Here is a 12496-nt window from a genome sequence, read left to right as displayed (position 1 = left end):
GGAAACTTTGGAGAAAAGAACGGAAAAAATGAGCAAATATTGTCCCACAACGCCGAGGCACGCCGTCATGCGGGGCGGCAGGGCCTAAAATCACTTGGTTCGAAAGTTGCCTGTACAGTTACATTTCCATGTTTACCGCCACTGATCTGCCTACCGATAACAAGCCGCGTTTTTACGCTGAACTGACTGCCCAGGCCCGGGCGTTGTTGACCGACGAAACGGACCGTATTGCGAATGCCGCCAATTTTGCGGCGTTGGCGTATCAGGCGTTGCCTGCGATTAATTGGGCGGGTTTTTATTTCTATAACGGCGAAGAGCTCGTGCTGGGACCTTTTCAGGGCAAGCCGGCATGCGTGCGCATCGCTTTGAATCGGGGCGTGTGCGGCGCAGCGGCAAGCCAGCGTCGCACGCAAGTCGTGGCGGATGTGCATGCGTTTCCGGGACATATCGCTTGCGATGCGGCGTCGCGTTCCGAGGTCGTGGTGCCGCTGGTGCTCAACGGAGAGCTGTTGGGTGTCTGGGATGTGGACAGCCCCGAACCCGGCCGGTTCGACGACGAGGATCGCCAAGGGATGGAGGCGTTGTGCGCCGTGTTCCTGGAAAGTCTCGGGCAACGCTAGGGCGTTCGTAGACCGGGGAGCGGGGCGCTGCTTTGTCAGCGACTTGGGCATCCGGTGTTTTCTTCAGAGGCCGCGACGAATTGACAGCTTTGCCGCGGCCCGGTAGATTTCGGTTTCTTCTACGCCCACTTCGCGTACGCGTTATTTTTCCAATGTTTCCGGCCATCCGCTCCGTCGTTGCTCTCCGCGCTATCTGCGTGGGGTTGACGTGCGTTGGCCTGAAATCCAAAAAACAGCCGCTCATCTGACCGGAGCATGCTGTTCCGTCAGATGGGCGACGGAACGGCGGCAAACCCGGCGGCATGACGCGCGGCGATTTCCCCCCAGCATCCTTAGCACTTCTGCACGGTTCCTTTGACGGTCCGCATTGCATCAGGAGTGCTTTATGTCGAGTTCTGCTTCTACTTCGATTTTCCAGGGGGTCTGGATTCCTTTGGTGACGCCGTTCAGCGGCGCGGTGGGCCGCCAGTCAAAAGCGCGGCGTGGCGGGCATGTTTTCACTGACGCCGTGGACGGCGGCGCGTTGCGGCGTCTGGTCCGTCACTACGTATCCGCAGGCGTGGACGGGCTGGTGGTTTGCGGCAGCACAGGCGAGGCCGCGGCGCTCGATGATGCGGAGCAATTGGCGGTGTTGGATACCGTGCTCGACGAAGCGCAGGGCCTGCCAGTGGTCATGGGGCTGGCGGGGAATCATCAAGGGCATGTGATGCAGCGTCTGGCGGCGTTCGGGACGCGGCCGTTAGCGGGGGTGTTGACGCCCGCGCCGTATTACGTGCGTCCGGGGCAGCAGGGTGCGCTGGCGTACTTTCGCACGCTGGCCGACGCTTCACGTGTGCCGCTGGTGCTTTACGACATCCCTTATCGCACGGGGGCGACGCTGGAGACCGAGACGTTGCTGGCGTTGGCCAAGCACGACAATATCGCCGCCATCAAGGATTGTGGCGGCTCGCTGGACAAGACGGTGGCATTGATCGCCGATGGCGGGATGCAGGTGATGGCGGGCGAGGATCTGCAGGCATTGTCCACTATGTGTCTCGGTGGCAGCGGCATGATTGCGGCTGCCGCGCATATACGTCCGGATCTGTTCGTGGCGATGCATCGGGCGGTGCAGATGCAACAATTGGAGGTAGCGCGCGGGCTGTTTCATGCCCTGGCTCCTGCGATTCGCCTGGTATTCGCCGAGCCGAATCCGGGGCCGCTCAAGGCGCTCCTGGGCCGGCAGGGGCTGCTTTCCGACGTGCTGCGCGCCCCGATGCCCAATGCCAGTGCTGCCACGGCAGCAGAGTTGGAAGCGGTCGTCATCGGGTTGAATCAGGCGTTTCCAATCGCGGGCCGGCTGGGTATCGCGGCCTGATGCCGTGGGCGGCAGATCCCGCCATTCAGAGTATGCCGCACATCGCTTGGCAGCATCCTCTGAACGGCGGGCAATGCCAAGGCGTACATATTTCTGCCATATTGCTATGATGCGGCCATCCTGAATAGCTCCGCAGTGGGCTATGGAGTTCCATGGCGCATACTTTTGAGTCGCTGTCGGCGTGGCAGGTCATGATGGCCGGCCTGCTGTTTTTCGGCGGTATCTACTTGTTGTTCGGCACGGCGACCTGGCTGCTGACTCGTTATGTCTTGCCGGCGTTGGGTATTGGCGGAGTGCTGGACCCGCGTCCATTGGCGCCCGGTCAGCTGCGTCGCGAGTTGACACAATCGGGGGTGTCCGTCCTGATCTTTGGGCTGGGCATGGTCTTTCCCTGGGGCTTCTTGCAGCTCGGATGGGCGCATCTCAATCCCGATGCGAGTGCCACGCAGATCGTCGTAGAGATCCTGGTATTGGTGGCCTGGAACGACGTGCATTTCTGGATCAACCACCGTTTGCTGCACACGCGGTGGCTGCGCCGATTTCATCTGCCGCACCATCGCTCGGTGGTGACGACGCCATTTTCGACGTACAGCTTTCATCCCATCGAGGCCCTGATGTTGGGCAATGTGATCTTGTTGCCCATGGTGCTGCACGATTTCAGTTTCTGGTCGCTGTTTTCGGTGCCTCTGTTCAGTCTGTTTTTCAACTGCGTGGGGCATGCCAACTATGATTTTTTTCCACGCGTGTCCTATGCGCACTGGTTTGCCGCCAGCCGCCGGCATCACCTGCACCACGCTTGCTACAACGGCAACTATGGATTCCAGTTCACGTTCATGGACCGTTTATTCCGCACGCGGTTAACGGCAGATGCAGCCTCAGCGCAATTGGCCGCGGCTAACCGGCGAGGCGCGGTTGAGCGTCGGAGCTAGCGCCATGGCGCGCGCGAGAGGGCCGCACAGGCTGCCCATGCTGCGTCATTGGCGTGACGTGCAAAGCCTGGCTTATATGGCCGCTTTGCCGGCATTGATGGCGTGGCAGTGGGTCTACGGACTGAATTGGCTGCTGTATGGGTTGATGTTGTTTTTGACATTGGGCATCGGTGTCGTGCATCACAACCACACGCACTTGCGCATGTGGCGTCATCGTGGCGCGAACCGAGCGACGGATATGGTGCTGACCTTATTGCAGGGCCATCCCACGTTTGTGTTTTTTCCGGCCCATGCGGGCAATCATCATCGCTATCAACATGGGCCGCGTGACTTGGCGCGGACCTATCGCTACGGTGGCGATACGAATCATCTCGCGGGGTATTTACTGCACCCGTTTCAAGCAGTGTGGAGTTTGTATCCCTTGTTCTGGCGCTGGTTGGCGCGGTTGCGCCGATACTGGCCGGGGACGCTGCGCTATTGTCTTTGGCAGTATGCCGCATGGCTGAGTTTATGGGGTGGGTTGTTGGCGGTAAATCCGTCCAAGGCTTTGGTGTTCGTGATCGTGCCGCAGCTGCATGGCCTGCATTGGCTGTTGGCGACGAACTATCTGCAGCACGCCCATACTGACGGCGGGCCCGAGCGCCGTGCGCGGTTGAGCTATGCGCGCAATTTCGAGGGCTGGGTCAATCCCTTGCTGTTCAACATCGGATTGCATACCGCGCACCACGAGCACGGCCGCGCGCATTGGTCCGAGCTGACGCGTTTGCATGTTCAACATTATCGCCATCGCGTCGATCCCATGCTGATCGAACGCGGCCTGGTCCCGTATATGTGGCGGGTGTTTGTGTTGGCGCTGATCTGGCCGCGCTGCCGTAGTCGCTCATTGATGCGGCCGGAACATATTACCTAGTAGGAGCGTTCCTTCTCATGCCTGTTTCCTTTGACCGCGTGTATCTGGAAAGTGCCGGCTATTTCATGCCGGGCGAGCCCGTGAACAATGAGGATATGGATCGCTATATTGCGCCGCTGAACCGCATATCGGGCCGTATCAAGCAGCGCATTCTGGCTGAAAACGGTATCAAGCAACGGTATTACTCGATCGACGAGACGGGCAATACACGTTGGACGAATGCTGCGCAAGCTGCGCAGGCTATCGGCGATTGTCTGCGCCGGCAGGATCGTACGCTGAACGAGGTGTCGTTGCTCACCTGCGGTTCGTCGGGCGGCGATGCCTTGATGCCGGGCTTTGCCAATATGATCCAAGGCGAGTTGGCGGCGCCGCCGATGGAGACCTTGTCGGTGCATGGCATTTGCGCGGCGGGGGTGTCGGCGATTCAAGCGGCGGCGCAAGGGATTGAGCTAGGCGCGCATCATCGTGCGTTAGCGGTCGCCAGCGAGATGCCCTCGAGATTGTTCAAGCGCTCGCGTTTTGCCGCGCGAGGTTATGACGCAGACTTTGATTCGCATTTTCTGCGCTGGATGCTGTCGGATGGGGCGGGCGCGCTGCTGCTGGGCAATAGCGGCGCTGCGTTGCCGGGATCGTCGTCGGGGGTGCGACTGCGGTTGAAGTGGATCCATCAACGCGCGTTTTCCGGCGACTATCCGGTATGCATGCAACTGGGCCTGCCCGCCGAGGGCGGGCAGGGGCATTTGGACTACGCGTCGTGGACCGAGGCCGAGGCAGCTGGTGCATTGTCGCTGCGTCAGGATATCCGCCTGTTGCCGCATCTGTTTGATATAGGCATTCATGAATATGTGAGCCTGGTGCGTGACGGCTGGGTGAATCCTGAACGGGTAGACCATTTCCTGTGTCACTACTCGTCAGAGAAATTCATTCCGGTCGTGGCCGATCTCATGGAAAAGGCCGGGCTGGAGATCCCTCACGAGCGATGGTTCAGCAACCTGGCCTGGCGTGGGAATACCGGCGCTGCGTCGATTCTGATCATGCTGGCGGAGTTCCTCGAAACGCATACCCTCACGCCCGGACAGCAAGTCTTTTGCTACATCCCGGAGTCTGGGCGGTTCATGACGGCATATATGTTGTTCGAGGCCGAGGCTGTCGACGCGCCGTTATCGGCCTCGTCGTCCGCTACGGGTCAGGCCGCCGCGACGGTGCGGCCGGGTGCGCCCGTGAGCGCATCGGTGCATAGCGATGATGCCGATACGATTGCGCCGCCGCATGATCCCGAGCAAGCGCCACAGGGGCTGGGGCCGCTGCTGACGGAGCTGGCCTCGATCTGGCACGATTACCGTTCCCGCGTCTGGCGCACGCCTGTCGTGCGGCGTTTGCGCGAGCGCCGTTTCGTGACGGCGGATTATTTGAATTGGATGGAACAGTGGATCCCTCAGGTGCGCGAAGGCAGCAAGTGGATGCGCGAGGGCGCGGCGTCGCTCACTGATACGTATCAGACCCTGGCGGATTTGATTGGCGTACATGCCGGCGAGGAACAGAATGATTTCCAGATTCTGTTCCAGGATTATCGAAACGCGGGCGGCACCATTGCGGACATCGATGCGTTGCGCCGTAATCCCGGCGGCGAGGCCTTGAATGCCTATCTGCATGCCTTGGCCGCGACGAAGGATCCGATTGGATTGCTGGGCGCCATCTATATCATCGAAGGTACAGGCCAACGCATAGTGCCGGCATTGTTGCCGCTCTTGAAGGCGAGCCTGGATTTGCCGCCGGATCGATTCCGCTTCCTGGAGTATCACGGGCACAATGACGAGAACCATCTGGCGCGTTGGTTGATGGCGGTGGAGTTGGCGCTGGACGCCGACGATCGCGGCCAGGCAGAGCGTCGTATCGTGGATACGGCACGCCGCACAGCGGCGCTCTACTTGATGCAATTCCATCACGTGATGGAGGCCGAACAATCATGAGTTCCCGCACCCCTGAGTTTTTGACACGCGAACACGATCCGGCAGATCCCAGTCCGTGGCTGGCGCTCTATCTGGATCGCAGCACGCCTTTGCCCGATGCTGTGAAAGAGGCATGGCTCGCAGATTCCAGTTGTGGATCGCGCCAGTATTTGCTGCCGTTTTTGCGGCCCTTGGCGCGGGCGTTCATCATCCTGATTCAAGTCGTCAAGACGTTCCTGCCGCGCAAGTGGTCGCATTCGAAATTGCTGCATCGGATTTTGGCGTGGGGGCTGGAACACTTTGTGTCGCCCGAGGCCAATTGGCTGATCCTGCGGCATTTTCATCTGGGCGCGCAGGTCTTGTCGTTCATCGCGCGCAATGCGCCGGTGCAGGTGTCGACCACGCCGCTGGAGCCCATGGGTATTGCAGATCTGAAGGACGAGTTGTTCGTCAAGCATGATCTGAACTTGTTCAACTTTGTGATCCGGTTGAATGGCGCGCTGCGCGAGGCGGGCGTGGAAATGCATGCGCCCGAGAAAGTGGATTTTTCGATGATTCGCGATCCCGGGTTGCGGCTGGAAGATATGCCGCAGCGCAAACGGAATTTGCTGGATCTGCAAAGTGCGATCGAGTTGTTCACGCCGCTATATCAGTTGATGTTGACCGACAATGATTTTTGGCGCGCGGCTAATTCCTTGCAGTTGGACGAAACGGTCGGCATTTATGCCGCGCAGATTCTGGGCGCGCCGCAGCATTTGATTTTGGTGAACAACAAGCATCCGCTGGTGCCGTTGTCGACCCTGCGTGCGGGATACCGATTGGTGCTGCATGGTTTGTCGACCGAGATGTTGCATAGTCTGTTGATGCATGCGAAAAGCGAGGCCGAGGCCGCTGATTCACCAGCATCGCAAGCAGCATGAGAGCCGCTATGCTGGCATACTGAAGGAAACCTGGACGAGCTAACGGAGACACAACCCATGGCGGCCGAGACGGGCAGTACCGATCTGGTGTTTGATTACATCGTGGTGGGCGCAGGGTCGGCAGGGTGTTTGCTGGCCAATCGTTTGTCGTCCGATCCGGACAAGCGGGTGTTGCTGCTGGAGGCCGGTGGGCGCGATAACTGGCATTGGATCCATATCCCGGTCGGCTATCTGTATTGCATCGGAAATCCGCGCACCGATTGGTGCTATCGCACGCATCCCGATCCGGGATTGAACGGACGCAGCCTCGGCTATCCGCGCGGCCGCGTGCTGGGCGGCAGTTCTTCCATCAACGGCATGATTTATATGCGCGGCCAGCGCGCGGACTATGACGGTTGGGCGGCGTTGGGCAATGCCGGATGGGGATGGGATGAGGTGCTGCCGTTTTTCAAGCGCAGCGAGGACCATCACGCGGGGGCGTCGGACTATCATGGTGCAGGCGGTGAATGGCGTGTCGAGCGTCAGCGCTTGTCGTGGGATTTGCTCGATGCCTTTCGTGCCGCGGCAGCCCAGGCTGGGATTGCGCCGGTGTCGGATTTCAACCGGGGCGACAACGAGGGCTGCGATTATTTCGAAGTCAATCAGCGTCGCGGCATGCGCTGGAGCGCGGCCAGGGCTTTTCTCAGGCCGGTGGCCAAGCGATCTAATTTGCACGTCATGACAGGCGCGCGCGTGTCGCGCATCGTGTTCCAGAATCGGCGCGCCGAGGGTGTGGCGTTTCGCCTGGGAGACGGCAGCGAACAAGTGGCGCGTGCGCGAGCGGAGGTCATCCTGGCTGCGGGAGCGATAGGGTCGCCGCAATTGCTGCAGGTGTCCGGCGTCGGGCCGGCGGCGCAGTTGCAGGCCCGCGGTATACCGGTGCTGCATGATTTGCCGGGGGTAGGTGAAAACCTGCAAGACCATCTGCAGTTGCGCATGATCTACCGCGTCACGGGCGCCAAAACCTTGAATGCCATGGTGGGATCGTTATGGGGCAAGGCGTTGATGGGGGCGCAGTATGCCTTTGGACGACGCGGGCCGCTCAGTATGGCGCCGTCGCAACTGGGAGCATTCGCGCGATCCGGTCCTGAACAAGAACGCGCCAATGTGCAGTACCACGTGCAGCCGTTGTCGCTGGAAAAATTCGGCGAGCCTTTGCATGCTTTTCCGGCCTTTACGGCCTCGGTCTGCAATCTGCGGCCCACCAGCCGTGGCCATGTGCGGATCACGAGCCCGCAGGCGGATGATGCACCTGAGATCCTGTGCAATTATTTATCGACCGAGGCCGACCGGCGAGTGGCGGCCGACAGTATTCGACTGACGCGCCGTATTGTGTCGCAGCAGGCGCTGGCGTGTTACGCCCCAGAGGAATACAAACCGGGTAACGCATTGCAGACGGATGAGGATTTGGCGCGTGCCGCCGGTGAAATCGGCACCACGATTTTTCATCCGGTGGGAACCTGCAAAATGGGCGTGGACCCCTTGGCGGTGGTGGACCCTGAATTGCGTGTTCATGGCTTGCAAGGGTTGCGTGTCATCGATGCGTCGGTGATGCCGACCATCACGTCGGGCAATACCAATTCGCCCACGGTCATGATCGCCGAGAGAGGCGCGCATTTTCTCCACGCCAGCGCGAAAGCTGGCGCGTGATCTGCCTGCATGACTGGTCCGTTGTGCCCCAACCCCCCTGTTCAGAGGGGCATAGATCTATCGTCTGGACGCGATGCGCGCGGGTAGGGCAAATGCTTAGTCCGTGGGCACGTGCTGTACAAATCGCTGAGTTATAGTCCCTGAGTTTTCCCGCACGCTGCGATCGATGTGGGGGTGCACTGCTATGTTTCAGGGTTTCTCCTATGCCAGACACTATTGAGCTTGTCGCCACTATCTTGTTTGCGGTGGCGGTTATCCACACCTTTTCGGTGCCGATCTTTGCGCGCCTGGCGCATCGCAATGGACCGCATGCGGGGGTGTGGCATTTGCTGTCCGAGGTGGAGGCCGTATTCGGCGTCTGGGCTTTTGTGTTGATCGTTTGCATGGCGCTGCTTAGCGGGAGCGAAGCTGCCATTCATTACGTGGATACGCGCAACTTCACCGAACCGCTTTTCGTGTTCGTGATCATGGTGGTGGCAGCGAGCCGGCCGATCCTGGAATTGGTGGGCCTGGTCGTGCGAGGTCTGGCGCGTTGTTTGCCGGTGCAACGCGAGGTCGCGACGTTTTTCGTTGTGATGTCGGTGGTGCCGCTGGGAGGTTCGTTCATCACTGAGCCGGCGGCGATGACACTGGCGGCAATTCTGCTGCGTGATGCTTATTTCTGCCGATCGGGACATACGCGTTTTAAATATCTGACGCTGGGCGTGTTGTTTGTCAACGTGTCGATTGGCGGGGTATTGACGGCTTATGCTGCGCCACCGGTCTTGATGGTGGCTTCCACGTTTGGATGGGATTCGGCCTTTATGGCGATGCATTTCGGCTGGCGTGCTGCGATTGCCGTGTTCATCAATGCTGGGGTTCTGACGTGGATCTGCCGTAGTGCCTTGATCGATCATCGTATCGGAACGGGCAATGGGGTCAATGCTGCGGAAGACGAGCCCCCCCGCCGCGCTCCTGTGCCTCTGTTGATCATTCTGATTCACTTGGCATGCCTGGTGGGGATTGTGATGACGGCGCATCATCCGGCCGTCTTTTTGGGTTTGATGATGCTGTTCATCGGTTTTTCCCATGCCTATCGGCGTCATCAAGATCGTTTGCTGATCCGCGAGGGGCTGATGGTCGGTTTTTTCCTGGCGGGGTTGGTGGTCTTGGGTGGCCTGCAGAAATGGTGGCTGCAGGATTTGCTGGGCGGCTTGGAACCTACTGTATTGTTCTGGGGCGCGACCGCGCTAACGGCGATCACAGACAACGCCGCGCTGACCTACCTGGGTTCGCTGGTCGAGGGATCGAGCCCGGCATGGCATTACATGTTGGTAGCCGGTGCGGTGACTGGAGGCGGATTGACGGTGATTGCTAATGCGCCCAATCCTGCGGGTTACGCGATTTTGCGGCCCTTTTTCCCTGACGAAGCAATCTCCGCAGGCAAGCTGTTCTTGTCTGCGCTGGTGCCTACGCTGGTGGCGGCCGGGATGTTCTTGTTGCCGCTGGGGCGATAGTATCCCGGTCCGCGATCGATAGTCCCGCTACCAACGATATTTCAGGCTGGCCGTGACCATGCGCGGAGCGCCTTCGTAGCAATAGCCCGCGTCGCAGGTCGTGTAGTCCCTGTTAAAGAGATTCAAGGCATTGACCTGCGCGCTCCAGCCTTTGAGCGACGGTGATAGGCGTCCCAGGTCATATCCGATCTTGGCGTCGGCCAGCAAATGCGCTGAGTTCTGGAATGTATTGGTCGCATTGCCCCAGCTGGTGCCGACATAACGCAGGCCGAAACCGACGTCCAGACCAGCCAGTGCCGTGTCTGATTGAAATGTGTAGTCGGTCCACAGCGAGAACGTGTGCCGCGGCGTGCCGGAAAGCGTGCGGCCGTCGGTCTCCGGTGAGCCGGACATATTGACAGCCATCAGGTAGGTATAGGCACCGTGGACCTTCAGTCCCTGGGCCAGGTCGAGCATGCCTTCCAGCTCGATACCGCGGCTGCGCACCTTGCCGGTCTGCACTTGAAAGAGCGGGTTATTGGGATCCGTGACCAGCGCGTTGGACTGTTTGAGTTCGAAGATCGACGCGGCCACGTAGCTGTTCATGTTGCTGGGTGCGTATTTCACGCCTGCTTCGACCTGCCGCGCGGTGGTGGGGTCAAAGGTCTGGCCGTTGGCGTCGACGCCGCTAGTGGGTGCGAACGAGGTCGAGTAGCTCACATAGGGAGCGATGCCGTTATCAAAAACATGGGTCAGGCCAGCACGGCCCGTAAACTTGCGATCGACGGTCTTTTCCCGGCTATCGGCGATCAGGTCGTCCGCGATGCTGGTGCTCCAGTCATGACGGCCGGTGAGGGTCACGATCCAGCCGTCGAACTTGGCTTGTTCTTGCAAGTAGAGCCCGGTCTGGCGTTGACGCTGGCGATAACGCGAGGCGTCGGTCGGTGGGTCTTCCGTGGGGCCTAGTGGCTCGAGTGTCGAGGCATCGAGATCAGAGGCTGTGCCGTAGCCGATGCCGCCGTCCAAGCCGAGATAGGAATAATCCAGTCCCACGAGCAGCTTGTGCTCGACATCGCCCGTTTTGAAGTCGGCCTGCAATTGGTTGTCGACCACAAATGATTTGAGTTTGTCGTGTACATAGCCTGTGGAGCGGCTGATGGTGTTGGCCTCGGTGTCGATTTCGCCGAGACTGTTGTAGCGGACATGGGTATTGACCTGGCCATAGCGCAGGTTTTGCCGCACGGTAAAGGTGTCGTTGAAGCGGTGTTCGGCCAGATAGCCGACTCGGAATTGCTCTTGATCCTGACGGTTGTAGTCACCGGTGGAGCCTGGCAGGTCCGAGCGGGCACCGCCCCACGCGTAATAAGGCAGGGCAGCGGGCGTCCTGGATTTCAGGTATTCGCCCAACAGGGTGACTGTGGTGTCGCTATTGGGTTGCCATGTGAACGCCGGGGCGATGGAGGTAATGTCGTTGTTGCCGCCACCGTCGGTGTTTGGCGAGCCCGCGTCGCGTACGACACCGGTGAGTCGATACAGCCACTGGCCTTCTTCGTCGGCGCGGCCGCCAATGTCGAACTGGCCCTGTTTGCGCTGGTAGTTGCCCGTCATGAGCTGGACTTCGCCAAACGGTTCGTCGACCGGGCGTTTTGAGGTGATGTCGACCAAGCCGCCGGGAGAGCCCAGACCATAGAGCGCCGAACTCGGGCCACGCAGCACAGTCACGTTCTCCACACTATAGGGCTCGACTTTGAATACCGACATGTTGGCGCCGGGCAGGCGCAGGCCGTCGCGATAGATGCCGGTGTAGGTGACGTCGAAACCGCGCAAGGTAAAGACATCAAAGCGCGGGTCGAAGCCACTTTGCTCGGTACGTACGCCCGGTGTGTAGGAAATGGCCTCGAGCAGTGTTTGCACGTTGCGGTCGTCCAGTTCCTCGCGGGTGATGACGGAGGCCGATTGCGGCGTTTCCAGCAGGGAGGTGTCGGTTTTGGTGGCGGCGATGGTACGTGCCGCCACATAGCCCTGCGTCGATGGCGCGCTGGCTATGGCGGTAACGGCAGGCAGCGTGGCGACCTCGTTTTGCGAGGCGGCGGGTGCCGGACGCAGTACGTAGCCGGATTCGGTTTTGTGGGCAACATAGCCGCTGCCGCGCAGCAGCAGATTGAAGCCCGCTTCGATGCCATGGCTGCCACGCAGGCCGGGTGATGTCAGGCCCCGCAACTGGCGCGCATCCATCGCGAGAGATACGCCCGCCTGTTGTGCGTATTGGTTCAACGCGTCAGCCAGCGGCCCGGAGGGAATGTTGTATGTCACAGTTGCCGCGGTCTGGGCATAGGCGGGCAAGGCAAGGCCTAGTCCAAGCGCCAAAGATCCGGAAAAGGCCAAGCGTACGATCAGGCTGAGGTGCACGGGCGTAAATGTAGCGTGACGGTGCACTGCGGCGCGGTGCCGGTGCGTTGCGGCGGGTAGGGACATGGTTCGAGTTCCTGGTTTGCGTTGCAGATTTTTCGGTGTCCAAGACATGACGAACGAAACGCAAAAAGTGGAACCGCAGAAACAAAAGAATCTTCGAACTGATTACATTGGCGTGCCGATTTGTAGAAGGCCGTTCATTTTTGTGTATACGGAGCCCGGCGCATTGCCCTTGGCT

General features: G+C 60.0%; 9 protein-coding genes. 8 read left to right on the top strand and 1 reads right to left on the bottom strand.

Annotated elements, in window-relative coordinates; genetic code table 11:
• Positions 1-128 precede the first annotated feature (128 nt).
• The 8 genes from ACYVI2_RS10485 to ACYVI2_RS10450 all read left to right on the top strand — a co-directional run bounded on the left by ACYVI2_RS10485 (position 129) and on the right by ACYVI2_RS10450 (position 9867).
• A complete protein-coding gene (locus tag ACYVI2_RS10485) occupies positions 129-620 on the top strand; it encodes a GAF domain-containing protein (RefSeq protein ID WP_415820721.1) in 492 nt (163 codons plus the stop codon).
• 385 nt (positions 621-1005) lie between these two features.
• On the top strand, positions 1006-1974 hold the full coding sequence (dapA, locus tag ACYVI2_RS10480; protein WP_415820722.1) for a 4-hydroxy-tetrahydrodipicolinate synthase: 969 nt from the start codon (positions 1006-1008) through the stop codon (positions 1972-1974).
• 152 nt (positions 1975-2126) lie between these two features.
• Positions 2127-2903 carry a sterol desaturase family protein gene (locus ACYVI2_RS10475; protein ID WP_415820723.1) on the top strand — a complete coding sequence of 259 codons (777 nt, stop codon included), beginning with the start codon at positions 2127-2129 and terminating at the stop codon, positions 2901-2903.
• A 4-nt stretch (positions 2904-2907) separates the two neighbouring features.
• Positions 2908-3813, top strand: coding sequence for a fatty acid desaturase (locus ACYVI2_RS10470; RefSeq protein WP_415820724.1), 906 nt, complete (start codon positions 2908-2910; stop codon positions 3811-3813).
• A 17-nt stretch (positions 3814-3830) separates the two neighbouring features.
• On the top strand, positions 3831-5783 hold the full coding sequence (locus ACYVI2_RS10465; RefSeq protein WP_415820725.1) for a 3-oxoacyl-[acyl-carrier-protein] synthase III C-terminal domain-containing protein: 1953 nt from the start codon (positions 3831-3833) through the stop codon (positions 5781-5783).
• Positions 5780-6682: a DUF6999 family protein gene (locus ACYVI2_RS10460; RefSeq protein WP_415820726.1), complete on the top strand. Its 903-nt coding sequence runs from the start codon at positions 5780-5782 to the stop codon at positions 6680-6682. Before ACYVI2_RS10465 ends, ACYVI2_RS10460 begins: the two co-directional genes overlap by 4 nt.
• A 57-nt stretch (positions 6683-6739) precedes the next feature.
• On the top strand, positions 6740-8371 hold the full coding sequence (locus ACYVI2_RS10455) for a GMC family oxidoreductase (protein WP_415820727.1): 1632 nt from the start codon (positions 6740-6742) through the stop codon (positions 8369-8371).
• A gap of 203 nt (positions 8372-8574) precedes the next feature.
• Positions 8575-9867 (top strand): putative Na+/H+ antiporter, encoded by a 1293-nt coding sequence (locus ACYVI2_RS10450; protein ID WP_415820728.1) that lies wholly within the window; start codon positions 8575-8577, stop codon positions 9865-9867.
• 27 nt (positions 9868-9894) lie between these two features.
• On the opposite strand, the gene ACYVI2_RS10445 is transcribed toward ACYVI2_RS10450, so the two are convergent.
• On the bottom strand, positions 9895-12321 hold the full coding sequence (locus ACYVI2_RS10445) for a TonB-dependent siderophore receptor (RefSeq protein WP_415820729.1): 2427 nt from the start codon (positions 12319-12321) through the stop codon (positions 9895-9897).
• Positions 12322-12496: the final 175 nt, after the last annotated feature.

The organism is Bordetella tumbae, assembly GCF_054780995.1.
The sequence above is the reverse complement of the archived record's forward strand: the minus strand, read 5'-3'. Positions and strand labels throughout refer to the sequence as shown.

Coding starts and splice junctions, on each gene's coding strand:
- ACYVI2_RS10485 (WP_415820721.1), top strand. CDS start 129: ATGTTTACCGCCACTGATCTGCCTACCGATAACAAGCCGCGTTTTTAC.
- dapA (WP_415820722.1), top strand. CDS start 1,006: ATGTCGAGTTCTGCTTCTACTTCGATTTTCCAGGGGGTCTGGATTCCT.
- ACYVI2_RS10475 (WP_415820723.1), top strand. CDS start 2,127: ATGGCGCATACTTTTGAGTCGCTGTCGGCGTGGCAGGTCATGATGGCC.
- ACYVI2_RS10470 (WP_415820724.1), top strand. CDS start 2,908: ATGGCGCGCGCGAGAGGGCCGCACAGGCTGCCCATGCTGCGTCATTGG.
- ACYVI2_RS10465 (WP_415820725.1), top strand. CDS start 3,831: ATGCCTGTTTCCTTTGACCGCGTGTATCTGGAAAGTGCCGGCTATTTC.
- ACYVI2_RS10460 (WP_415820726.1), top strand. CDS start 5,780: ATGAGTTCCCGCACCCCTGAGTTTTTGACACGCGAACACGATCCGGCA.
- ACYVI2_RS10455 (WP_415820727.1), top strand. CDS start 6,740: ATGGCGGCCGAGACGGGCAGTACCGATCTGGTGTTTGATTACATCGTG.
- ACYVI2_RS10450 (WP_415820728.1), top strand. CDS start 8,575: ATGCCAGACACTATTGAGCTTGTCGCCACTATCTTGTTTGCGGTGGCG.
- ACYVI2_RS10445 (WP_415820729.1), bottom strand. CDS start 12,321: ATGTCCCTACCCGCCGCAACGCACCGGCACCGCGCCGCAGTGCACCGT.